Consider the following 22,976-nt stretch of genomic DNA (forward strand, 5'->3'; position numbering starts at 1 on the left):
GGACAGTGAAACGGAAAATGAGTTTTTGATAACAAATTAGCAACAAATAAAGAGCCCAAATTCAAAGAGAAGATTTAGGCTTTTATCGGTTTAGAGTTATATTTTAATTGAGTTGAAAAGTCGCAGGGCATGTAAGCACCATTATGTTAAATAAGGTCAACTTTTCGATTTTTTCCTCAACTGCATGAGCTGCTCAAAACTTAAGTGGCTTAGATCGATTCCTGTTGATTGAATGGGCCCACCATCCGCACCAGTTACTTCAGTTCTGTTTTTCAGCATGCCTAAATGCTGGGCAACCATTTTAAGCGCATCATCTTGATTACGAGTGATCACCTCAACACCAAACTTACCCTCTTTCACGCCGGCGAATAAACGACGAGCTGCGCCGGCTAAATCACGCGTATCATGAAAATGCGCACGACCAATACCCGCGCCATTACATCGAGGGCAATCAGGGTTAGGGTCTAACGTGTCATCGTAACCGTAGCCACCAACATCTTTTGGAGGTGGTTTATTTGCCACCGTGGCTTTTTTCACGGCATCTTCATATTCGACCGCATCACGCCACTGATAATTAAAACCAAAGCCCCAGCAATGACGACAACACAATCGACGATATTCAGTCAGCTCGTTAACGTCTGCAGTCGCAATATCCCACCACATTTTTAATACGGCATCTTGGGTTATCTCAGTTCTGCGTTCTCGTTCAGCTAGCGCGTCTCTGATTGCTCGATTGACCTCAATATTTCTATATATCTGACTTGCGCTAGCGTAGGCATTATGGCCATCACATTTACCACCGGCTCTCTTGTATGCAGCTGTGCGGTTTAAGTCGATAAGATACTCATTGACGAAACGAAATTGTAGGTCTGTAAGCTTGTAGTTGCGCAGGTTAAACGTGTTTTCATCATTGTGCGCATTATCTTGTTCCCCGCTCTGAGCAATTGATATATCACTATCGTGTATTGGCTCTTTTGCGCATTCTTTTTCGTGCGCAGTGCGCAATTTCTTGTGCGCAGTTTTTTGCGCACTCTGCGCATTTGATATCTTGATGTATCGACGCGCAGTTGCGTAATTAAGTCCCTGGTCTTCACACCACTCTTTAGGGGATATTCCTGATTTAGCATGTTCGGTGAGGAACTGTTGCTGTAGCGTCCCCCAATCCGGTTTAGCCATCGTGTTTATCTCCTGTATAAATCTCTATCAACGCCACTCTATGAATGACGTTTGTAGATGTTTATTTGGAAGCTCGCTGTTGCTCAATATCCCTAATGGCTTTAAATCGTGCATTGCCACCATCAATGGTTGATATTAATGGGTCTATCCAGTAAACAGCTTGGCAATACGTTATCTTGCTGGAGGTAATGGCACTATCATCGGCTCGGTTAACGACTCCGGTATCGGTGTGCATTGCGCTGGAACGTAAACCTTTTGTGTAGTTGTACAACCTGTTACCAATATCATCAGGAATGTACAAATCACAGGTAGGCTCTTTTTGAAGTATTTTCCTGTACTCAATAACTCTATTTTCTGAGTTCGCATCAGTGGAAATCCCATAACGATAAGCGGTGGTGGCTATTTGGTTAAAACGATTAAACTCAAATGACTGGGTGGCAATAACTTTAGCTTGCTGCGTGTTATCCCCTTTTAGCTGAGTATTATCTTTTTCCAGTGCAGTGTAATCGCCCTTCAAATCACCATAGTCACGAATCACCCAACACAACCACACCGCGAGGATCACACAAACACCAGTTAATACTTTAGTCAGCGTACTCATATCAAGATTCTTTCACTGACAGCGCAGCATCACCGATTGGCAGCGGTCGGGTATCGATTTCCACACCTTCTGGATAACAGTAACCAGTTACACGGTCCGTCTTAAACGCTTTGATGTTAACAGCATCGGATTGATTACCGCCCAATACCAGTAATGAGCCTGATTCTGTCTTGCCAACAACGAAACCGACATGACCACCACCATCACGAGAGAAAGTTACAACACACCCATATTTAGGTTCGGATAATTTCATACCGTAATTCAGGTATGAACGAGATGAGTCAGAGCGAGTCGAACGAATACCAGCACGCTCTAACATGGCATTGACGAAGCCAGCACACCAAGGAACTTTACGAGCCGTGCCAACTAAGCCGCGCAACTTACTATCAATCCACATCTGGTCGACTGCTTTTGAGCCTGAATCGGTATGTTCAGATACACCAATTTCTTTTCTGGCTTCAAGGAGCCATTTAGGTTCTGTCATTTCTTCACCTTAAAAGTAAACGGTCGCATCATCAGCAACCCGATTGATTTAACTTTTTCTATAAGTTTGCTGATAACAACAATAGACATAATGTTGCCACCGGCAGAGAAAATAACGAGGAAGATAACACCATCAAAAAGCACATCTGATGGTGCAGAAATACGATCACCAACTAAGGTCTCGTATATTTGATAAACCCAGCAAATAAACAGAGCGGTACCAACAATAGAGTCACGATGTTTTGCATACCGACAAAGGAATACCGTTACCGCAGACGCCAGCAAAAGAAAAATATCGACTGTTTCAAGTGGATGACTGTCTACCCAGAGCGAAATGCTATTTAAGTAATTAAGGACGGCACTCATTAGCTACCTCCTTTATTTCGCCAATCTTTAATGGCTTGCGTGACACTGCTGAAGTTTTTATCTATCGAGGTAAAGACCCGGCTAAATAGCTTTTTGAGGTTATCTCTATTTGCAGCAAGAACGAGGACCGGGATAAGCAATGCCGAAATAACAATTGCCATTATTTTGGGGCTAATATCCCAACTCCATATCTGCGAAATAACATCGGAAGCCTCTTTAGCAATAAGGATCCCCGCACCAAGAGCTAAAATAAAATGAAGTATCTTTCTCCGGTTATTATCTCTGGATGCAATAACTGAGGCTGATGCTCCGATAATAGCTCCTAGCACGACGCCATAGTCGGCACCAATAAGGAACCCACCCATAGCACCGCCACCAGCAGCACCGAGGGTTATCCCTATTGATGTGCTCATAAATTATTTGTTCTCTATGGAATTTAGATAATAAAAAAGCTACACATTGCGCAGCTTTGAATGAATGCCTGATTTAGCTCAGGCTGGCTGCTGTTAGCCACTACAGCTTTTGTCGCCATGTATTCTGCTCAATTTCTAACTTTGTTTGCTCAAAACGTTCTGTTTCTAATTCAACACCAATAACACGCCGATTAAGTTTCAATGCAGCTTTTATTGTGGCGCCAGAGCCCATGAAAAAATCGGCAACCATATCCCCCTCTCGACTACTACTATTTATAATGTGTTCCATCATCTCAGCGGGTTTTTCACATGGATGTTTACCAGGGTAATACTGCACTGGTGGATAGATCCAAACATCCGTATAAGGAACATCGACGGTCACAGTAAAAGGACGACGTAATAATTGGTATTGCGCTGCTAGCTCATGATATTCACGCCTTAACGCGCCTTGTTCACTCGCTAGATCTGCATGTTCGCGATTTAATGGGTTATGGCTTAACTTTTCCTCAGCAATGCGCTTGAATAACTCTTGAAGCTTCAAATAATCCGTTTCACTTGGTAATTGCCATTGGCTATAACCAAACCAATGGGAAGCCATTTGCTTACCCGTTGCGCTATGAATTTCTTTTGCCGTGATACATAAAGAGTCTCGAGCCTGCTTAAAATATTCAATCAAAGGCTTAAGCACGTTTTCTTTTAGTTCACGACATTGCTGCAAATACTCGCTACTTTTTCCCTTGTAAGGGCTTTGGTAGTGATCAGCAAAAATAATACGTTCCGTGCTCGGGAAAAAACTACGAAGATCAGCTTTACACGCTCTTCGCCATGGTCCTGACGGTTTAGCCCAAATGATATGATTTAAAATGTTGAACCGCTCACGCACTAATATTTCCGTATCAGCCGCCAGCTTTGAGCCACAAAACATATAAAGGCTACCAGTCGGCTTTAACACCCTCCAAAACTCAGTCAGCATTTCGTCAAGCCACGATAGATATGCAGTAACATTTTCCCACTGATTATCCCAACTACATGCCTTAACCTGAAAGTAAGGCGGGTCAGTTGCGATTAAATCAATACAGTTGTCCGGAAGTGTTTTTATATAGCTGAGCGAATCATCATTAACTAAATTGACACTGTTTAAATTTACAGTATTTTTCATAGATCAGGGAAACCTTTTTTGATAAGCTCCACCATGCTTTGTGCACATAAGCAGTGGGCTTTAGTTTGTCCGTGATCTACCGGTACGGGCGAATGACCGCAAGGGTGCTACCAACACCTTTACGGTCGCCCATTTTCACAGCGCTAGATATTTTGAAATGTGTTTTCTTTGATATTTTCTTTGATAAACCCCGCCATCGCTAGTTGCGTTAATATCAACTGACAGCGTGATTTTGCTAATTCAGTGTAACCTGAAATTTCTTCTATTGTTGCCCACCAGGAATGTGGAACAACTTCTAAAACAATTTTTGCCTCTTCTGTCATATCAATCTGTTTTAACATGATATTTCTATACCTTTGGTCAGTTATTGGTCGTGAACACACATGTAACTCTGAACAAGGGTGACAGCAAGCTTTACTTGCATTAGAAAGCAAAAAACCCCGCACAATGGCGAGGTTTTCAATTCCTTTACTGCTTTGCGTGTATAGCTTCGCGCAGCGTATACCAAAACTATAACTTCATTGTTCAAAAAGTCAATGATTTATTCAGAATAATGATAATCCCGATCAAATTCATCACACATTGGTCGATAAAGCATAAATTCAGCAATAGACAACCAAGCCTTAATTCGCCTTCTACACGTTGATAATGATATAGATGGCTTACTCTCATGTAATTCAAGAGCTAGTGCATAATAGGATTTTTTGTATATATAATGCTGCTTCAAGACATTTAACAATCCTTGATCATGTGCAAAAACAGCGCTTATTACCTTATCCATTTTCCCACCTTCGGTATCACTGCAGAACCACATATTGCTAAGTGTTTTTTTATCCTGGTACTCTTCCAAAAAAAGCTGCAAGGTTTCCTCTGATAGTCCTTCTTTTTTCATTCTTTGCATTGCATCTTTAAGGGCTTTCTTTGTAATTTTCGGTTCTGTTAATAATCGCTGAAAAATACCTGCAGCTTTAGGGGATTTGCTAAACGCAGACCAACAACCCCACATTGTTAATCTCCCACGGATCCACGTACTCTCTAATGTGCGCAATCTTAAATGTTCACCACTCTTGCCGCTTGTCTCTGGATATATCATGTTAATACCTCAACTTCTTTATTTATCAATATTGCTAGACGCGACAAGCGCGTAATGCCATTACTTCAATTTTGGTTTGCTCGAGCAACTCTACTTCCGTACCGTGAATTTCTTGCCATGATTTAGGCGCTGCATGAAATCCAGTGTCATAGCTGGCGCGGTGGTGAGGTGGACATAACGGTAAAACATCTTTGTGGCTAGCTCGTTGAGCCATGCCCTGCCCCGTTCTCACGTGATGAATTTCTGCGAGACTTGCCCCGTACCCCATATTGCGACAGCAAATACAGCCGAGTTCCGCTACATCTGATAGCCATTGTTTATCTTCTTTGGTCTTTGATTTTTTGGTCATTGGTCTTGCCTCTAAGTAAAATCTAATAACTGAGCCGCGGCATTTTCAGCTGCTTCTTGTGTAGGGAATTTACGGAATAGAATGAAGTTCCAAAGCACGTCGAGCGTGGCTTTGTAGAGTTCGCCAAAGGCTAGGTCATCCATTTTTGCAAAGCTGATTGATTTAGCGACGCGGCGAAGACTACCATCCGGCATCTCAAAGGTTTCGTAGTGACCAGATTGCTCTACTACCCAATAACGGAAAGCATCAAAGGATTTAGCGGCTGAAATATTGCGAGCGCGTTTCTGTGCTATATCATCGAGATAAACATCGGCGGCAGATTGGAGGGCATCATCATTATCGGTGTAGTGAGCGAGGAATTTAACGTAACCACGAACCAATTCTCTTTCTTCAGGCGAAATGGTACCGCCGGTTGGTTCCCAGTATTCATATCCTAGGTTAAGCAATGCGAAGTATTTACGGTGGAATCGTGGGTTTCGTGCTTTCTTAAAATCAGCATAAAGCACATCACCACATTTGATTTTTGAATGCAGAAAATCTCTCGCAGCGGGATTAGCAGGTACAAGAGTGTCGTTAGACATTTTGATAAAGCCATGCTGTGCCATACTTTTTCTCTCAGTAGACACAGCAAGTGATTAGAATTGGGTGTTCAGACCAATAGGAAAATTATACAGTAAATATGGTTATATAACCAGTTTCAGTTCATGCCAGCCTCTTGTTAACCAACACTCGCTATCACCATCCATGCAACACTCAGTAACGAGTAATTTATCACTACACTTTTTACAGCGACGCTCGGATAACTTTTCAATCACAGATTTTAGCGAACGGTCATCAATTCTAATGAGCATAGAAAGATATTCAGATACATCATACGGTTCTCTTCCTGGTCTACGAAGAGCGCAATTTTTCTGTAGAATTTCCAATTCTTGCTCATCTAGAAATAGCTCAATCTTAGTGACGCCTGATTGCTTTTGTCGTTTACGCTGCTCCGCCTTACGTTCTGCTGCTGATTTAGCCATTGGTCTTGCCTCTTGATTAATGTCGATTTTTTAATCCGTAGTAATAACCACGCTTTAACCAGCGATATATTTTCTTAACTGCTCCGCGCTTGGCTCTAATTTCGGCTGGAATATAAAAACGCCCAATTTTGCTAAATGGTTCGCCTGTACTGCCATGATTAGCGCCATCATTGATAAACAACCAACGATAATTTTCTAACCATGCATCTGAGTTACATTTTGGGCATGGAATAGTTTCCATAGGCTCGTATAAATTACCGCTACCATCGCAAGCATCTAAATCCCATAAGTAACCATCAATACATTGGCTATCAAGATAATGAGCGCCAAAGTCATAACCTTGATAATCACAAGCAACTCGTGCTTTATTTTTCATGTTTACCTCGTTAGTTTTTACAGAGTGACATTCAATCATTACTACCTGCTGTGTATCTCCATCAATAACAGCAATTAAGCTATCTGATGATTGGACATATTCATCTAATTCATGGAGTGAACACTCGATGCCTGTAAAATTAAAACACCCATAAGTAACGCTATAATCCTTCATACTTTCATCACCTCACGCCAATAATTAAGCCTATCTCTAAAAAACCTCTGATGTGCTTCAGGTGCTTTTTCAATTTCCACCAACACTCGCTCTCTGTTTATTTTTCGATTTTTCAGTTGCCGAATTAGCCGGCTAGCGAATAAATCAAGTTGCTCCAGTTCGCGATATTCATCTGACCACAAAGCACGATTGTGAGGCAATCCATCAGGCAAGTAACTTGATTGCACAGACATAACTACCTCGGCTTTTGTGGTTTCAATATTTGCTGATATGGCGCCTTAGTTCTTGCTCGCGCAGCTGATTGAATACGCTCAATGTGGCATGGTGTATGATCCAAACCATCATCAGGTAGTATGGGGTGATTACACCGAACAAGTGATTCGCCGGTGATTGGATCTTTAATTGTCATGGTCTTGCCTCAATAAGTTTTTAAAATGCCTTTTCTGCGTATTTGCGTGGTTTAGGACTCTGTGATTGCTGTTGCATTCTGGACACTTCAGCCGCTGTAATTTGGTCGGTTGGCATGTAGTGGCCTTTCTTAAATTCTTGGTAAATAGTACCTGTTTCACCGTGACGGTTTTTATCTACAATAACTTCTGCATAATTTTTAGCAGGGCTATTGGGGTTATAAACAACATCACGATAAGTAAATAAAATATAATCTGCGTCTTGTTCTAGACTTCCTGAGTCTCGTAAATCAGCTGCTACTGGTCGACGTTGATTTAATGGTCGTTTATCAACATCACGTGAGAGCTGGCTTAATGCGATTGTTGGTGTGTGTAGTCGTTTAGCTAACCCTTTTAGCCCCGCTGAAATTGCTGCTATAGCGAGGTCGTTACGCTCTGCTTTTGGCTTTTTAATTAAACCTAAGTAATCAACAAAAACCCCTTTCAAATTTGGGTATTGCCGTTTATGGTTTTCGCTAATTGCGCATATTTGCTCAACCGTTAAATTGTTCGCATCAATGATGTGAATATCCCGATCCATTAAATGTGCTAGACCAGAACTTAACCGCGCCCAATCTTCATCATGTAATTGCGCTTTTCTCAACGTTGATACTGATAATTGAGATGAGCCAGCGATCATACGCTCAGCAATTTGCTGATTAGCCATTTCCATGGAAAACAACAATGCCCCGCCGCCATCACGAGTCATTCCCTCTATCATGGTTAGCGCTAATTCAGTTTTACCCATCCCTGGTCTACCGCCGATAAATACCAAATCAGTTGGGTTAAAACCCCCGATTTTATCATCTAAGGCCTCTATGCCTGTTTTGATCATACCGCTGATATCTTCACCTAAATTTCTGCGCTCGAGGACTTCGACATATCCCTCAATGAGCGTATTTAGATGAACGGGTAACAGGTTTTGGCTACCTGCGGTAAGTTGCCCCACTTGATTTGCAAACTGGCTTATAAGCTCCTCTGCTTGCTCATGATTACCCGCCCCCGTAATAGCGGATTGATACTTACTCATGAGCTGTAACACTTGACGCACACGAAAGTAACTATGAACTTTCTCTGCATACCCTTTTAAATTTGCTTTCCAAATAGGTGAGTTGGCCAGCTCTAGCAGGTTGGCTAAATCGCCTTTGTCACCTAATGCATCAGCAATAAAAAAAGGATCTATCAGCGAACTACTTAACGCTTGTTTTTTAATCTCTTTGTAAACACGTTGGTAATAACCTGAACTAAATGCCTCTTCAGGTAATGTGGCCAATACCTCATAAGCATCTTGAGAAGCGCCGCCAGCAAGAAAACCACTGATTACCGCGCCTTCTAAATCACGTTCATCCATCATGAATGATTACCTCTGCGGTATGTTGCCCAATTGAATGTCAGTACGGTGCCACCCTGTAATAATCGGTCTACTACGCGTTCACCAAGCATTTCTTCCAGCTCATTTAACGGTAAATTGCTAACTAAAATAGTCGGCAATAAATATTCGTACCGATCATTAATCACTTCAAATAAGATATTTCGCTCTGAGTCTGTCCCATACTGAACGCCAATTTCGTCAATTATCAACAAATCAGGATCACAATATTTTGCTAGCACATCCAACTCACTAAATTCTGAATTCCCTGACCACGTTCTACGAAATGCGCGAATGATTCGTGCCGCAGTAGTGATAAATACCGATTCCTGCAAACCTACAGCGATCTCTCGGGCGATCGATACTGCAAGATGGGTTTTACCAGTCCCGGGCATTCCGCACAGCACAAGCCCCTCTCCTGCGTTTTTTCTGTCATCCCACGTTTCTACGTACTGCTTGCAAATCATGAGATTATGTTTAGCCGGTTGCGTGACAGCTTTGAATGTTTCAAATGTCTCATCAGCAAAGCGCGGGGGAATATTCACACTAACCAATAAATCTTGTTCAGGCATTTTTACCTCCCACAAACCAGTGCGGATCCTGAGATTCATAGTGCTTGTCACCAAACCCAGTATGCGAATTATGTTTGTTAACCTTGGCTATGACTTTCTCTGGAAATATCCCCTGCCAACCATTTGCAATCGAATTACAAATCACGGCATCGGCATCAGAACACTTCGCTAATTTTTTTGCTTGCTGCTTGCACATAGTTTCAGTCAGCGGTTTTTTAATTTCCTTTCGGAAAGTAATCCAATCTGACCAAACTTCGTCACTCACGTTTTCGGGTTTAGCCAATTTTGCATCGAATAATTTCTTCGATTTTTTTGGCTCAACCTGAACTGATGGATCCTCTTTTGAATTTACTGATGGATCATGTCTTGAATTTACTGATGGATCGCCTCCAGATTCTGGAGGGTGAAAACCACCTTGAACGCCAGAAACTGGAGGGTCAAACCTCACTTTTTCATTGTTTTCTGTACGGTCAGAATCTGAACGTTCAGAATCTGGATGGTGAGATTTAGAAGCTTTTTCTCGCAATTTTCTTAGTTTTGCATTTTCCTCAAGTGCTATTTTTTCCAACTTATCAACATTCAAAAAATACAAATTTGATGCATTTCTATTTCCATTTCTACGCATCTTTTTAACTAACCAACCATCTTGCTCAAGCTCGTTACAAGCGCTACGAATAGTGCTGACACCTGCTCCAATTTGTCGACTAATCGTTTCTACACTAGGGTAACTAACACCTTCATCACTCGAGTAGTCAGCCAAGCGAACCATGATCATTAATTTGGTACCTTTAACGCCAGAAACTGCGCAAGCATCCCAAACATAACCTTGAATTTTATTACTCACTTCACACCCCCAGTGCTTTAGCTATATCACGGCAGGCGTTCTGGTACTGTTCCGGCGTGAGTTTCTTTGAAAGCAGCTTTTGTTTTTGTTGTTCGTACTGTTCCCAAACGCTTAGCGCAGCAGCTCTTCTACCCTCGAAAACGTCTTCGATTTTCTCTCTATCCGCTGGTTCTCCGTTCAACAAAAAACCATTGCGATAGGTTATCTTCTCAATTGTTCTTAGCATTGGTCTTGCCTCTTGAATTAATGCACGCTGGTCTGACGTGGTATCGCATTTAACGCAATGACTGCATTATTAATATGGTGTGACATGTCACGACCCTCTAATAAAATTTCGCTAATTGCCTCAGCAAATCGTTGTATTGCAATTGAAGCTAGGTAATTTTTTGTATCACCACGAATGCGAGCTAATCTCGATGCCGGTAATGCAATTTCTATTGCCGGCATTAACTCAACTATTTTTCTGATAGATGCGGGGGAATCACCACGCAACCAACGAAATATCTGTTGCCGGTTATTATTAATCGCTTTCCAATCAGCCCTACCCGATTCGTCTTCGATCACATGCAAACGCCCTTGTGACCTGTTTTTTACAATGCCTAAATAAGCGCGGCTAACCTCAATAGCTACATGCTCTTGACCTTGCTCCGCTGCCCAATCCTCAATTTCAGAACGGACAATATCGATATCAAAATTCATCTACTCGCGTCTCCTGTCGCAAAATTGATTATTAAGAATCAGTTTTTATTTTTTAATCAAATACACTAATAAACAGTGAGCTGCATATGTTTAAAATAACAACATGATTTTAGGCAACATTCTTACTACCGCTGATTAACCATGATGGTTCGCACTTTAAAGCACTTGCGATCTCAATAATAAATCTAGGTTTTTTTATAAGTCCTGATTCAATTTGCTGGATAGATTGCTGCTTCAATCCAACCATATCTGCAAGTTCTGACTGAGTTAAATTGAGTTCAACTCGGCGACTCTTAACTCTTTCTGAAAGCGTATTCATTTGCGTCTCCTTTTTAACAAAGTTTCTTGTATTTAAAAACAAACTAACTTGTTTGTCAATTACAGGTTTTCTTGTAATCATCTTCTTGTATTTTTTAGGGGGTTATATGTCGATTTCTGAACGAGTTAAAAATAAAAGAATTCTTCTCAATCTGACTCAGGCAGAGTTAGCTGAAACCGTTGGAACTACCCAGCAATCGATAGAGCAACTAGAAAGCGGAAAAACTAAGCGCCCTAGATTTTTACCTGAATTAGCAAAAGCATTATCTTGCTCAGTTGATTGGCTTGTCACAGGAAGAGAAAACAACAATGACTCACTCCCTCCGGAAAACGAGTGGGGAAGTATTAAGTCATGGGATAGTAAAACCCCATTAGAATCTGATGAGGTTGAAGTTCCTTTCTACAAAGATATAGAGTTTGCCTGTGGTAATGGCAGCTGTATTGATATTGATTATAACGGCTTTAAATTGAGATTTTCTAAGTCAACACTACGTCGAATTGGCGCACCTACTGATGGGTCAACTATTGCATGTTTTCCTGCAAATGGGGATAGCATGGAACCAGTAATACCTAGCAATGCAGCTGTAGCAATTGACATGGCAAATAAAAAAATAATTGATGGTAAAGTCTACGCTATAGACCAAGACGGTCTAAAACGCTTAAAAATGTTATATAGAAGACCAGGTGGAAAACTAATTATTCGCAGTTATAACCGTGATGAATATGAAGATGAAGAAGCTGATGAAGACAGTGTGACGATTATCGGCAGAATGTTTTGGTATTCTGTTCTTGATTACTAAGGTAACTCTATGGAAAATTTCAAGTTAAAGCTTAAAAATCATGTGGACCATGTAAAACAGGTTGGGCAACACTGCTCAACAGAGGAAACCACAAAACAGGCGTTAATACTGCCTTTTCTCGATATCCTCGGCTTTAGCCCTTATGACCCACAAAAAGTTAAGGCAGAATACGGCGCTGATTTCCCTGGTGTAAAAGCAAATGAGCGTGTTGACTATGCGCTCTTTTGCCAAGATGTTCCCGTTATGTTCATTGAAGCCAAATGTTATTTTGAAAAATTAGATAACCATTGCCCTCAACTTTCTAGATATTTCAATTCCACACCTGAAGTCACTATATCAGCTATAACTAATGGATTGGAATGGCGTTTCTTTACTGATTTGAAACAAAAAAACGTTATGGATCCAACTCCATTCTTACGCATTAGAATGGATGAAATTAGTGATTCAGATGCAGGTCAATTATTTCGCTTTAGACACGATAAATTCAAACCTGAAGCATTAAGAACTCTAGCTGAAGAGAGCGTATATCTATCTGCTTTCACTAAAACTATTAGTTCAAGTCTAAGAGATGTTGATAGTGAGTTTGTTCGCTATGTTGCTAGCCGCTCGAATGTTGAAAGACAATTAAATCAGCGCTTTATCGATTCTATAACCCCTCTAGTCAAGCAAGCTGTTGAACGTTCTGTCAGTGCAATGGTAGTTTCAGGCTTATCTGGTAAGTTTACTTATGGCGAAGAGCCCGTAGAAACAGCAACAGAGGAAACTCAAGAGTCTAATGAATTAAAAGATATTATTGATCCTGATAATCCAAACATTATTACCACCACTAATGAATTAACTTTATTTGAAAAAATAAAACAGATCACCGGGTGTGATGAAATTGAATATAAAGATACTGAGTCTTACTTTGGTATCCTATATCAAGGTAAAGTTAATCGTTGGATAGTTAGATTCTACGATAAGAAAAATAGTGCTTATCTCATGGTTCCGATAGAGATTACTGACCTATTAGGTAATGAAATAAAGCGCGCAGGTTTAGAGTTAACAAATAACCGCATCACAATTCAATCCCCTGAAGATATATTAAGAATAACAGGTATCATTCTTGATTCGTTTGAATATGTAAAAAACGATGAAAACTTCAGAAAAAAATCAGCTAGCGAATAATTATTGTGTAATACCTTTCTGCCCTTGCTTAACGTAAGGGCTTTTTGTTTCCTCCTATCCTCTGTTTCTCTATTCACACCTCATTCAATGGAAAAACCATTTCTGCATACATTGATGTGATCCCCACCTCTTTTCCACAAAATTAAACAAAATAAATATCCTCATAAAAACAACCAACTACAAACAAATAAACAAAAAATACAAATTTAAACAAGTTTTTCCATTTACTTTAATACAATTTATCTTGTATATTACAAACATCGAAACAAACAAGACCTCACAGCAAGTGTTTTGATAGGTGTTCAAACCAAATTTAGTTTTGCTGTTATGGCGTAGGAGAACCGTCACACTCATAGCGACTGACCATGATTACCACGATGTGACAGCAAATTTTTAGCAGTACCAGGGAATTTAATTAGTTACCGACCAAAGCTACAAGGCAAGACCTGACAGATCGGAAAGACGGGCATTGATTTACAGGCGTAAAAAAACCCACCGAAGTGGGTTCCTTTACCTCGGGTCGCCGACCAAAGCTAACCGAGAATTCTACTAGCGCGACCAAACGCTAGAAGAGGCAAGACCAATGATAAATCACTGATCACAGTTATTTTAAAGGAGCTGCTATGAAAGCACAACCTAAAACCCTAAGTGTCACCCTTTACATTCATGCACAAAAGCAATTCGACGGTTCATATCGATACCGACCACTCCCATTCAAATACGATATGGAGTCAGGTTTAGGTTTCGTTGTATCTGAGCATACCGTTGAAATTCCATTTCAAGAGCTAAGTACTGAACAGTTAGTGAATGCTGAGATTGAGTCCTTACGCGCAGAACAAAACAAAATACTTGCTGATGCGCAGGTGAAATCCAGCTTACTGGAAGATCAGATCCAGATGCTGCTTTGTTTAGAAGGCAAGCCAATTTCTAAAATCGACGAAGAAATCCCTTATTAAGAGGCAAGACCAATGAAAACTTTTATTTGTGTATTTGAGCCAACGACCGAGGCTCGCTCCAATGGAGCAGTACCATTAACTATCGCTTTAAATGCAACTAACGAAAAGCTAGCTAGCGCATCAGCAATGATCAAGCTTTCAGAATCTTATCCGGAAGCCATGGATAATTTCAACACTGACGAACCTATCGTTTGTGAAGATGCTATGGGCTCCCCTCGCCCTGCTATCGGTGAGTTTGACGAAGTATTTGCAATTGAAAATGAATTTGACGGAACTTGTTGGAAACCGGCAAAACTAGAAGAGTTTAGCAAAATAAATACGACCATCCGTATCGCTGCAATCTTATTGTTTGGTAAGACTCAATTTACTCGCACTGATGTCAGCAAAGCCATTAGCTTTATGAATGAAAGTTCAGAGCAACCAAAAATCCGTAATATCGCTCAAGGCTTGGGAAGAATAAAAGCTCTCGATTCTATGGATGCGAAACAAACATCTGAGATGGCTCATGCTATTTTCGAATATGCTGATGATAATGTTTCCCTCATCGATGCAATCGGTTTAGGTAACAGTTGGTTGAAAGAAGAGCCTAAGGTGGAATTAACCTCTGCAACAAAAAGCGAAGAGGATACGCCAACTCTTAAGCGTGACTATGCCATGCTTGATATGGAAATCGCCCTTGCACTGATTGGTGACGTTGATTTTGACGGCATTCGTAGCGCTGATATCCGTAAAGCTAAAGAATTAATGGCAGCTGAAGATAAAGCATGGAAACGTTTATCAATGGACTTGCGCACACTCCCTAGCGTTCTCGATATCCCTCGCGAAAACATCTTCGCATTAGTGACTGAGGCACGAGAGAAGCCTGAATTATTTGATGATGCCAATGCCCGTAAAGCGTTTATCGATACCAAACTTGGTACCGAAAATCCGAAAGTAACCTCCTTAGGTAATGGTCGTTTTTCGGTTGATAACTTAGGCACTAAACCTGCTAATGATGAAACACCTGAGCAACCGGCTAAAACAGAAAAACCAAAGCGCACCAGCAAGAAGAAAGACACACCGGCTAAAGTAGAAAAAGAACCTGAACCAGTTGTGATTGAAACATCTGTTATTTCTGCGCCAATTGCCAATGAACAAGATGACTTTGAACAACGCGCATCAGTGATTGATGAAGTCATCGACAGTAATAATGATCACCTCAATATTTGGAAACGCGTACAACGCACTGATGCCAGATTTACTAAACCTTTAGAGGGTATGGGCTTTGTTGGTACCAGCATAAACAGTAATTATATGTTTATGCGTGCCACTGAAATATTCGGCCCTATCGGTGAGGGGTGGGGCTATGAAGTACTTGAAGAGAAGCTTATCGATGGTAAGCCAATTATGGAACCGATTCTTGATGAACGTAATAAGCAAGTGGCCACACGATTTTTACGCGATGGGGACGGCTCTTTATTCTGCGAACAAAACCACTCAATCAAGATCCGTTTTTGGTACACCATCGAGTGTGAAACGCGTGGTGAATTTGAAAGTTATGGCGCGACACCATACCGCTATCAAACTAACTATGGAATGAAAGTTGATGGTGAGGCTATTAAAAAATCACTCACTGACGCAATCAAAAAAGCCTTATCCATGCTTGGCTTTAGTGCTGATGTATTCATGGGTATGCATGATAATCCTGAATATGTTGCCAACAACAAGCTCGAATATGAAATCAAAGCTGCGACGGATAACGCCGAAGATGCGACACGCATTCGTAAAGAGCTAGATGAGAAGTTCACGCGGCACACTGAAACCATGCGCAGCGCAGTAACTGCAAACGAACTACGGGGGATCACATCCACTCTCACCCGTGAAATCTCAACCCACGCTAAATTAGCTAAACAACGTGGTGATAGTGAATATGAAAAATATTTAAACGGCCGTTTACGCCGGTTAAATGAAATTGAAAAAGAGTGTTTAGACCAACTTAATCAGAAAGAAGAGGCAATCTAATGACCAAGACAACTGCTATTGCAATGGCTGCTGACTACAGCAAATTACAACAACTCGTCGAAACTGGCGAGTTTACCGCCGAAGATATCGCCGATACGTTGGTCGGTATCGAAGGTGAGCTAGGCGATAAGCTTGATGCAATTATGCTTCATGCCCGTAATTTAGAAGGTCAAGCCAAAACATTGGATGAAGAATCCAAACGTCTGGCAGACCGTAAAAAGTCATTCGAAAATCAGGTTAAGAGCCTGAAAAAATATGCCTTGGATTGCTTGTTAACTTCGGGCTTGGACAAGTTGAAAACAACTAAAAATACATTCACGGCTCGCGCCGGTGTTGTTCGAGTCATCATTGATAATGAAGATGCACTGCCTAATGAGTTAGTCGATGTTCAAACCATTACGGCACCCGACAAAAAAGCCATTAAAGAGGCTATCGAAAACGGCATCGACGTTCCTGGTGCTCACTTAGAAGTTGGTGACCGTTCATTGATGGTTCGTTAAATACTTTAGCGCCCAGCAATGGGCGCATATCAGGAGATATTTTTATGGCCATGAAATTAGAAGTCATCATTACTCATGATGAAACCAGCAATAAATGCAGTGTTGAGTGGTCCACTGATACAACTGAACATGTGACAACCCAAGAAGAACGTACTCTGGCGATGGTAAAAAAAGCTGTTTTACTTCAACTGGGTTACCCAACACAAGCCGTTGTTATTCATTAGTGTGACATGTCACGGGGTATAGATTATGAAAAACAACCTAGAAGATTTACATAACTATTTATTCATGCAATTGGAAAGGCTGTCTGATGAAGATCTTAAAGGTGAGGAACTTAAAGAAGAGATTGGACGCGCAAAAGCTTTATCTGTCGTTGCTTCTCAAATTGTCAATAATGGGCAGTTAGCTATCAGCGTTAAGCGTATGTCTAGCGAAGGGCGCATTAAAGACGCCCCTAACTATCTGGAAGTTAAAAAATGAGTCGGTTTTCTTATAGCGAAGAAATGTGTGATTGGATGCGTCAAAACTATTTATTACCACTTCCTCAACTCACCGCTAACTTTAATGACCGATTTGGTACCACTCGCACAAAAGACATGATCAACGGATTACGCAAAAGCCTTAAATTGAGAACTGGTAGGTCTGGAATTTTCACTAAAGGTCATGTTCCAGCAAATAAGGGCATCAAAGGATTGAAAGGGGCAAATTCAGGATCTTTTAAAAAGAACCATGTTCCTCACAACCGACATGATGTTGGTACAGAGGTGGTTACCACAGAAGGTTATATCAAAGTAAAAACTGGTTTACCTAGCAAATGGAAATTTAAACATATTTTGCTATGGGAGGAGATTAACGGAAAGGTACCAAAAGGTCATGTAATCAAGTTCATTGATGATAACCCATTGAATTGTGTCATTGAGAACTTAATGATGATCACCAAACCAGAACATGGGGTGATAAATCGCTTCTTTTCCGGTGCTCCAGCGGAACATAAACCGACCGTGTTGCAATTGGCCAAAATCAAAATTGCGATCAGAAGCAAAGAAACCAAGAGGCAAGACCAATGCTAAGACATTTTCATAGTAACCAGAGACCAACCGTAAAATTGACCATGCCTGACGGTTCTGTAGGGTTTATAACGACAAATGACCGTTGTTATGTCGTTTATGATTTACCTAAAAATATCAAGATTGAGCCAGTAAAAGAACCTCAATCCAAAGGGAACAAATCATGATATATGCTTTGTTTTTGTTAATTTGTAGTGGTGCTGATTGTTTGTATAAACCATACGGCTATACGTACCCCGATGAACAGAATTGCTTGATGGATAAACATACGCTAACCCAACAAGGTATTCTGTCTGAGTGTTACCCAGTTGATGCGATCATTAGTACCAAGAATTGATTAAGCTTAATCAGTTTTGTTCTTTAGTAATAATTAACATGGTGGTTTATTCAATAATGGATGACCACCATGAAACAACCGCAATTAACCCCTTGGAGAACTGGGGAACAGTTATTAACTGAATTCGATATCAAACTAGGCAAGTTAGCTTCTAGTGTAAAAAACAGACCATGCACTGAAGCTGAAATAAAACATGCTTGCGACACTACAGATCAAATTATTTCATCAATTATGAGGCAAGACCAAGATGGCAACAGAAAGCGCTTGCGTAGAACGCAAAACAAAAAAAGAAGAGATGAATACCCCTAAAAAATATCATGACGATGATTTATTAAGTATTCAAGAGGTATGTATTCTCATTGGTGGCATTAGCCCTAAAACTTTAGCTGATTGGAATAACAATCATAAACATAGAAAAATACTCGCACCTATTTGTTTTACCGAAAAAGTCGTTAGGTACGAGTATAAAAATGTTAAAGCATTTATTGAAAAATGCCGCAAAGTTTACTAACCCATTTTCCTACGTAATAGCGCTACTTGAGTCAAAATACTATTTTCATGGGCCTCAAATGCCTGACGCTTTAGCGCTATTTCTTCCTGCAGTATCTCATCAGAAAAATCATAGTGTTCGGCCATGCGGTCTTCGCTTCTGTCAGAATGATGTAGACACAAAATACTTATCTCTTTTGTGTCTGAACGTGAGTACCCTTTCTGACGCATTTGAGCAATGATGTTACTTTTGAAAAATTTCCGGCACATCGTATTGAATGCACCAGATTTTCCCTTCACCGTTCCTTCATGCACAACACCTTTCACTGCACCTTCAGGGCTATATGTTTTCACCAACTTATCCAAGGAACGCTTTGAAAATGGCAATAACGGATCCCTTGGTTGTAGAAATACATAATCACGATTGCAATTAACTGCGGATTCACGCCACGATAGCTGCTCCTCAAGTAAAGCCTTCATAGCCTTAGTAATCGGGAACTTAAATTCTTTCTGCGTTTTCATGGCCCCGCGCATGCCCGTTAGCCCTGCGGGATAAGTAATTTCTAGATTATCCAAATCAACATAATCCCAACGCAAATTTGCAATGTTTATCGGTCTAACGCCAGTTAAAATCATATACCTAACCGCATTTTTTTGATGAACGGAAGTGCATGACGCAACGTTAATCCAGAGCGACGAAATGGATTCTATATCCGTATACCGCTTAGTTGGTAAAGGCTTTTGTACTCGAGAAGAAACGTAGTCATCCGGGATGCTCGCTGCAATGTTCATCCCATTGCAATAAATTGGTGCCGCAAACTTCCAAAATCGACGTAATTCCGCAAATAATTCTAGAGCTTGGTTATTGGACTTTGTCTGGATCCATGAATCAATAACTTCAATCAGTCGTGGATATTTCATATCACTGAAAACTTCTCTAGCGCTAAAAGATTCTTTTAACTGCTTTGTTCTGCAACAGTATGTTGAATAGCTATTTTCGCTTAACTTTGCTCGAGCTACTTTACCAGCAAGATCTTGTTCGTATAGTGTAATAAGTTGATGGACAGATTCAGCTCGTAGACCTTGCTCACCGAGTTCCTTGGCTTTTTCTCTAGCAATAGGTAACGATAGTTCCGGCCATTCACCTAATCTTTGACCTTTCACCTCCATATGCTTAGGAAATTCAGCGTATACTGTCACCTTTCCTGCTTTGCTAAAATCAATGCGTAGATAATGCTCTTTTTCGTATTTAGATCGACGGGGCTTATTGATGTGTTTTAAAATGATTTTGGCCGCAGTAACACAGACTTTCATGTGTGTACTTGTGTAGGGGGGCTTGCATGACTCCCAACGCTGTAATGCGTCAGTATATTCATCAGAATTAGTGTTTTCAGGCTTTTGTGTTGTTACTTTCGACATTGAAATACCTCAGTATATCAACACATTAAATTTAAAGCTCACACACTAGGTATTTTTAGAGCAGTAAAATGGGTATGTGTTGCTGTTTTGTGTTACGAATCCAAGTATTCCAATGTAAAACATACTGTATAAAAACACAATAGCCAGACGAAAGTAACGAATACGGAAAGTGATTAAGTTACTGATTATTAACCTTATTGAACGTAAATTATTGATATGTCTTTATTAATCACAAAACGCTGTATCAATTGCGATATGTGTGAACCTGAATGTCCAAATGATGCGATCTTCATGGGGGCGGAAATCTATGAAATAGATTCAAGCCTGTGTACTGAATGCGTTGGGCACTATGATAAACCCACTTGCCAATCAGTTTGCCCTATCACTAATACAATTATTACAGATCCTGAACATATTGAATCCCAGGAACAGCTTTGGGATAAATTTGTCATGATCCATCACGCCGATAAAATCTAATTTCATAAAGATGCGGAACAGACTTGTTGAAACGACGATGGTTGAACTCTGCGTTATTTAGCTTTGTTTTACTAAAAACCCATCCGTTGAAGTGCTCTTTCATTAAAAGACTTTTTCATTGAGCTACTATTTCATTGAAACATTGCCGACTGCAGATAAGCCGGCAATGAATAATGACTACAGACTTTCAATAATCACCGTTGCAGCCGCATAGTGTCGTTCATCAGTAATTGAAACATGAAAATGCGTGGCTTTTAAGCTATTGGCTAATTTTAACGCTTCACCGCTCAGTGACAGTAATGGCTTGCCTAGCTCATCGTTTGTGACTTCAAACTGATTAAAAGCCAAACCATTACGGATCCCCGTACCTAATGCCTTAGCCGCCGCTTCTTTCACTGCAAATCGCTTAGCAAGAAAACGCGCAGGCTTAGTTTGTTGCTGGTATTGCGCATATTCATGCTCTGTTAAAATACGCTTCGCTAAGCTATCTGCGGAGCGCTCGATAACAGATTCAATACGCGTAATCTCAACAATATCTGTACCTAAACCTACAATAGCCATTATTTACGTGCTTCTGTGAGTAAGTTTTTCATGTCAGACACCGCTTGAGCTAAACCGCTAAACAGTGCACGCCCAATAATCGCGTGACCGATATTCAGCTCATAAATTTCAGGCAGCGCTGCGATACGTTGAACATTATGGTAAGTCAGTCCATGCCCCGCATTCACTTTAATACCTTTACCTGCAGCATAACTTACGCCATCACGAATACGGCGGAACTCAAGCTCTTGCTCTTGTTCAGTTTTGGCATCCGCATATGCGCCTGTGTGAATTTCAATAAATGGCGCTCCACACTCTTGAGCAGCATCAATTTGTTCATGATCCGCATCGATAAATAAAGAAACTAAAATACCTGCTTCGGTCAGCCGTTTTACTGCGGATGCGACTTTTTGTTTTTGCCCTGCGACATCAAGTCCGCCTTCAGTGGTCACTTCCTCGCGCTTTTCAGGAACCAAACAGCAATAAGTCGGCTTAATACGACAAGCAATGTCAATCATCTCATCTGTGACTGCCATTTCAAGGTTCATACGCGTTTGAATGGTTTGGTTGAGCAGTTCAACGTCTCTATCGGTAATATGACGGCGATCTTCACGTAAGTGAATAGTGATCCCGTCGGCTCCAGCTTGCTCAGCAACAAATGCCGCTTGAACAGGGTCAGGATATTGTGTTCCTCTTGCATTTCTAACAGTTGCAATGTGGTCAATGTTAACGCCCAATAACAGCTCAGCCATGTTTAACTCCCTATGAATAAACAGTCACTTATTTCTTGTCTGCCATATCCTACTGCAATTTATGGTGTTGGGGGAAAAAATATCTCTTTCTTCCTTACTGATTCCAAACTAATAATAATATTTCATCAATTACATTCATTTTTTGGGAAGCGCCTCGAAGAAAGTAAATAGCACAAAAAATTTGTCTCGCTCACCTGCCGTTTTATGGTTACAACAGTTTGGATGACAGCCATTTGCAATTACAACAGATAAAAAATAGCGCCATAAAACAAAATCAAATAATTGCTATGACTTAGCCATGTTCTGAGAAGGGATAGTAAATTGCCTGAAAAGTTCACGGCTTTTAAGAGGTTTACCACCTAGGTAAGGTTTTAGTGCCATGCGGGTAAACCGTTTAGCAGCTTTTAAGGTGTCGGCATCTGGGAATTCTCGGTCGGCTAACGCTCTTAATTGCTTCCCCGTGAACGTGAGTTGGTCAACAACTAGGCTGCCGATAAACCCTTTTTCTTCACGGTAACGGTAAGTCATGGTGTCTGAAACTGGCTCACCACTGCCCGCACAATGTAAAAAATCTACGCCATAACCGAGATAAGACAGCAAAGCGAGCTCGAACTGGCGTAACGCAGATTCAGGCGTGCGTTCACTCCCTGCTAAAACTTGCAAACAATTGAGGTAATCAAAAAATAGAGATGAATAAGGTGTACCGAACTCAATAACCCGAGCGGTAAGTTCATTAAGATATAAACCGCTATATAAAACAGTGCCACTGAGAGGGAGAGCAAGAGAGACAGGGTCAGCATTGATGAGAGTTTTGATTTCACCTTTGCCACTCCAACGGATCAACAAAGGTGTAAAAGGCTGTAAACAGCCTCTTAATGGTGAGCGGTTGCGTCTCGCACCCTTTGCTAGCAAACGAATTTTACCTTCCCCTTCCGTGAAAAAGTCAATTAATAGACTTGTTTCACTGTAAGGACGGGAATGGAGCACAAACGCGCGTTGCCAACCACTCAC

General features: G+C 40.9%; 33 protein-coding genes. 10 read left to right on the forward strand and 23 right to left on the reverse strand.

Translation table 11 applies throughout. From position 1 onward, the window contains the following. Positions 1–156: 156 nt before the first annotated feature. From ACY3ZI_RS13655 to ACY3ZI_RS13745, 19 genes are all read right to left on the reverse strand, one after another. Positions 157–1,176: a terminase small subunit gene (locus ACY3ZI_RS13655; protein ID WP_487375338.1), complete on the reverse strand. Its 1,020-nt coding sequence runs from the start codon at positions 1,174–1,176 to the stop codon at positions 157–159. 61 nt (positions 1,177–1,237) lie between these two features. Continuing rightward, the gene (locus ACY3ZI_RS13660) at positions 1,238–1,777 is read right to left on the reverse strand and encodes a hypothetical protein (protein ID WP_487375339.1); all 540 of its coding nucleotides are present in this window, start codon (positions 1,775–1,777) and stop codon (positions 1,238–1,240) included. A 1-nt stretch (position 1,778) separates the two neighbouring features. Continuing rightward, positions 1,779–2,261, reverse strand: a complete 483-nt coding sequence (locus ACY3ZI_RS13665) for a TIGR02594 family protein (protein WP_487375340.1) — start codon at positions 2,259–2,261, stop codon at positions 1,779–1,781. Beyond that, complete coding sequence (locus ACY3ZI_RS13670; RefSeq protein WP_006661482.1) at positions 2,258–2,626, reverse strand: hypothetical protein; 369 nt, start codon at positions 2,624–2,626, stop codon at positions 2,258–2,260. The genes ACY3ZI_RS13665 and ACY3ZI_RS13670 overlap by 4 nt, the downstream gene beginning before the upstream one ends. After that, the gene (locus ACY3ZI_RS13675; RefSeq protein WP_006661481.1) at positions 2,626–3,039 is read right to left on the reverse strand and encodes a putative holin; all 414 of its coding nucleotides are present in this window, start codon (positions 3,037–3,039) and stop codon (positions 2,626–2,628) included. The genes ACY3ZI_RS13670 and ACY3ZI_RS13675 overlap by 1 nt, the downstream gene beginning before the upstream one ends. A gap of 100 nt (positions 3,040–3,139) precedes the next feature. Next, entirely contained in the window at positions 3,140–4,198 is a 1,059-nt protein-coding gene (locus ACY3ZI_RS13680; RefSeq protein WP_487375341.1) for a DNA-methyltransferase, read from the reverse strand. Between the two features lie 143 nt (positions 4,199–4,341). Continuing rightward, positions 4,342–4,539, reverse strand: coding sequence for a TrmB family transcriptional regulator (locus ACY3ZI_RS13685; protein WP_265498469.1), 198 nt, complete (start codon positions 4,537–4,539; stop codon positions 4,342–4,344). Positions 4,540–4,739: 200 nt separating this feature from the next. After that, positions 4,740–5,291: a DUF1133 family protein gene (locus ACY3ZI_RS13690; protein WP_487375342.1), complete on the reverse strand. Its 552-nt coding sequence runs from the start codon at positions 5,289–5,291 to the stop codon at positions 4,740–4,742. A gap of 34 nt (positions 5,292–5,325) precedes the next feature. After that, a complete protein-coding gene (locus ACY3ZI_RS13695) occupies positions 5,326–5,640 on the reverse strand; it encodes a Ref family recombination enhancement nuclease (RefSeq protein ID WP_006660871.1) in 315 nt (104 codons plus the stop codon). An 11-nt stretch (positions 5,641–5,651) separates the two neighbouring features. Beyond that, positions 5,652–6,245, reverse strand: a complete 594-nt coding sequence (locus tag ACY3ZI_RS13700) for a DUF1367 family protein (protein ID WP_487375343.1) — start codon at positions 6,243–6,245, stop codon at positions 5,652–5,654. Positions 6,246–6,323: 78 nt separating this feature from the next. Then, the gene (locus ACY3ZI_RS13705; protein ID WP_487375344.1) at positions 6,324–6,662 is read right to left on the reverse strand and encodes a hypothetical protein; all 339 of its coding nucleotides are present in this window, start codon (positions 6,660–6,662) and stop codon (positions 6,324–6,326) included. A gap of 16 nt (positions 6,663–6,678) precedes the next feature. Beyond that, on the reverse strand, positions 6,679–7,212 hold the full coding sequence (locus tag ACY3ZI_RS13710) for a hypothetical protein (RefSeq protein ID WP_487375345.1): 534 nt from the start codon (positions 7,210–7,212) through the stop codon (positions 6,679–6,681). Continuing rightward, on the reverse strand, positions 7,209–7,445 hold the full coding sequence (locus ACY3ZI_RS13715; protein ID WP_487375346.1) for a hypothetical protein: 237 nt from the start codon (positions 7,443–7,445) through the stop codon (positions 7,209–7,211). Before ACY3ZI_RS13715 ends, ACY3ZI_RS13710 begins: the two co-directional genes overlap by 4 nt. Before the next feature lie 196 nt (positions 7,446–7,641). After that, positions 7,642–9,012: a replicative DNA helicase gene (locus ACY3ZI_RS13720; protein ID WP_487375347.1), complete on the reverse strand. Its 1,371-nt coding sequence runs from the start codon at positions 9,010–9,012 to the stop codon at positions 7,642–7,644. Further along, positions 9,009–9,599 (reverse strand): ATP-binding protein, encoded by a 591-nt coding sequence (locus ACY3ZI_RS13725; protein WP_487375348.1) that lies wholly within the window; start codon positions 9,597–9,599, stop codon positions 9,009–9,011. The genes ACY3ZI_RS13720 and ACY3ZI_RS13725 overlap by 4 nt, the downstream gene beginning before the upstream one ends. Then, entirely contained in the window at positions 9,592–10,443 is an 852-nt protein-coding gene (locus tag ACY3ZI_RS13730; RefSeq protein WP_487375349.1) for a helix-turn-helix domain-containing protein, read from the reverse strand. The genes ACY3ZI_RS13725 and ACY3ZI_RS13730 overlap by 8 nt, the downstream gene beginning before the upstream one ends. Position 10,444: 1 nt before the next feature. Continuing rightward, complete coding sequence (locus tag ACY3ZI_RS13735; RefSeq protein ID WP_006814777.1) at positions 10,445–10,669, reverse strand: hypothetical protein; 225 nt, start codon at positions 10,667–10,669, stop codon at positions 10,445–10,447. A gap of 17 nt (positions 10,670–10,686) precedes the next feature. After that, positions 10,687–11,142, reverse strand: a complete 456-nt coding sequence (locus tag ACY3ZI_RS13740; protein ID WP_108477975.1) for a toxin YdaT family protein — start codon at positions 11,140–11,142, stop codon at positions 10,687–10,689. Positions 11,143–11,251: 109 nt separating this feature from the next. Further along, the gene (locus ACY3ZI_RS13745; protein ID WP_039855066.1) at positions 11,252–11,461 is read right to left on the reverse strand and encodes a helix-turn-helix domain-containing protein; all 210 of its coding nucleotides are present in this window, start codon (positions 11,459–11,461) and stop codon (positions 11,252–11,254) included. A gap of 106 nt (positions 11,462–11,567) precedes the next feature. On the opposite strand from ACY3ZI_RS13745, the gene ACY3ZI_RS13750 reads away from it, so the two are divergent. The 9 genes from ACY3ZI_RS13750 (at position 11,568) to ACY3ZI_RS13790 (ending at position 18,799) form a co-directional block, all read left to right on the forward strand. Further along, a complete protein-coding gene (locus tag ACY3ZI_RS13750) occupies positions 11,568–12,260 on the forward strand; it encodes an XRE family transcriptional regulator (protein WP_487375350.1) in 693 nt (230 codons plus the stop codon). Between the two features lie 9 nt (positions 12,261–12,269). Next, positions 12,270–13,427 (forward strand): type I restriction endonuclease, encoded by a 1,158-nt coding sequence (locus ACY3ZI_RS13755; RefSeq protein WP_487375351.1) that lies wholly within the window; start codon positions 12,270–12,272, stop codon positions 13,425–13,427. A gap of 623 nt (positions 13,428–14,050) precedes the next feature. Beyond that, positions 14,051–14,383 carry a hypothetical protein gene (locus ACY3ZI_RS13760; RefSeq protein ID WP_225575571.1) on the forward strand — a complete coding sequence of 111 codons (333 nt, stop codon included), beginning with the start codon at positions 14,051–14,053 and terminating at the stop codon, positions 14,381–14,383. A gap of 12 nt (positions 14,384–14,395) precedes the next feature. Then, on the forward strand, positions 14,396–16,384 hold the full coding sequence (locus ACY3ZI_RS13765; RefSeq protein WP_430247554.1) for a hypothetical protein: 1,989 nt from the start codon (positions 14,396–14,398) through the stop codon (positions 16,382–16,384). Continuing rightward, complete coding sequence (locus ACY3ZI_RS13770; protein ID WP_430247555.1) at positions 16,384–16,884, forward strand: siphovirus Gp157 family protein; 501 nt, start codon at positions 16,384–16,386, stop codon at positions 16,882–16,884. The genes ACY3ZI_RS13765 and ACY3ZI_RS13770 overlap by 1 nt, the downstream gene beginning before the upstream one ends. 44 nt (positions 16,885–16,928) lie before the next feature. Then, positions 16,929–17,108, forward strand: a complete 180-nt coding sequence (locus ACY3ZI_RS13775) for a hypothetical protein (RefSeq protein ID WP_430247556.1) — start codon at positions 16,929–16,931, stop codon at positions 17,106–17,108. A gap of 25 nt (positions 17,109–17,133) precedes the next feature. Further along, positions 17,134–17,364: a hypothetical protein gene (locus ACY3ZI_RS13780; protein WP_430247557.1), complete on the forward strand. Its 231-nt coding sequence runs from the start codon at positions 17,134–17,136 to the stop codon at positions 17,362–17,364. Then, entirely contained in the window at positions 17,361–17,954 is a 594-nt protein-coding gene (locus ACY3ZI_RS13785) for an HNH endonuclease signature motif containing protein (protein WP_430247558.1), read from the forward strand. Before ACY3ZI_RS13780 ends, ACY3ZI_RS13785 begins: the two co-directional genes overlap by 4 nt. Positions 17,955–18,535: 581 nt before the next feature. Next, entirely contained in the window at positions 18,536–18,799 is a 264-nt protein-coding gene (locus ACY3ZI_RS13790) for a hypothetical protein (protein ID WP_487375352.1), read from the forward strand. On the opposite strand, the gene ACY3ZI_RS13795 is transcribed toward ACY3ZI_RS13790, so the two are convergent. Then, entirely contained in the window at positions 18,796–20,196 is a 1,401-nt protein-coding gene (locus ACY3ZI_RS13795; RefSeq protein ID WP_487375353.1) for a tyrosine-type recombinase/integrase, read from the reverse strand. The genes ACY3ZI_RS13790 and ACY3ZI_RS13795 overlap by 4 nt on opposite strands. Positions 20,197–20,412: 216 nt before the next feature. Here ACY3ZI_RS13795 and ACY3ZI_RS13800 point away from each other — a divergent pair, with 216 nt between their 5' ends. Next, a complete protein-coding gene (locus ACY3ZI_RS13800) occupies positions 20,413–20,673 on the forward strand; it encodes a YfhL family 4Fe-4S dicluster ferredoxin (protein WP_487375354.1) in 261 nt (86 codons plus the stop codon). Between the two features lie 177 nt (positions 20,674–20,850). On the opposite strand, the gene acpS is transcribed toward ACY3ZI_RS13800, so the two are convergent. The 3 genes from acpS to recO form a co-directional block, all read right to left on the reverse strand. Next, positions 20,851–21,234, reverse strand: coding sequence for a holo-ACP synthase (gene acpS, locus ACY3ZI_RS13805; RefSeq protein ID WP_036949441.1), 384 nt, complete (start codon positions 21,232–21,234; stop codon positions 20,851–20,853). Beyond that, positions 21,234–21,965: a pyridoxine 5'-phosphate synthase gene (pdxJ, locus tag ACY3ZI_RS13810; protein WP_132495600.1), complete on the reverse strand. Its 732-nt coding sequence runs from the start codon at positions 21,963–21,965 to the stop codon at positions 21,234–21,236. The genes acpS and pdxJ overlap by 1 nt, the downstream gene beginning before the upstream one ends. 285 nt (positions 21,966–22,250) lie before the next feature. After that, on the reverse strand, positions 22,251–22,976 hold the full coding sequence (gene recO / locus ACY3ZI_RS13815; RefSeq protein ID WP_132495602.1) for a DNA repair protein RecO: 726 nt from the start codon (positions 22,974–22,976) through the stop codon (positions 22,251–22,253).

It is taken from the genome of Providencia sp. LY12 (assembly GCF_057621555.1).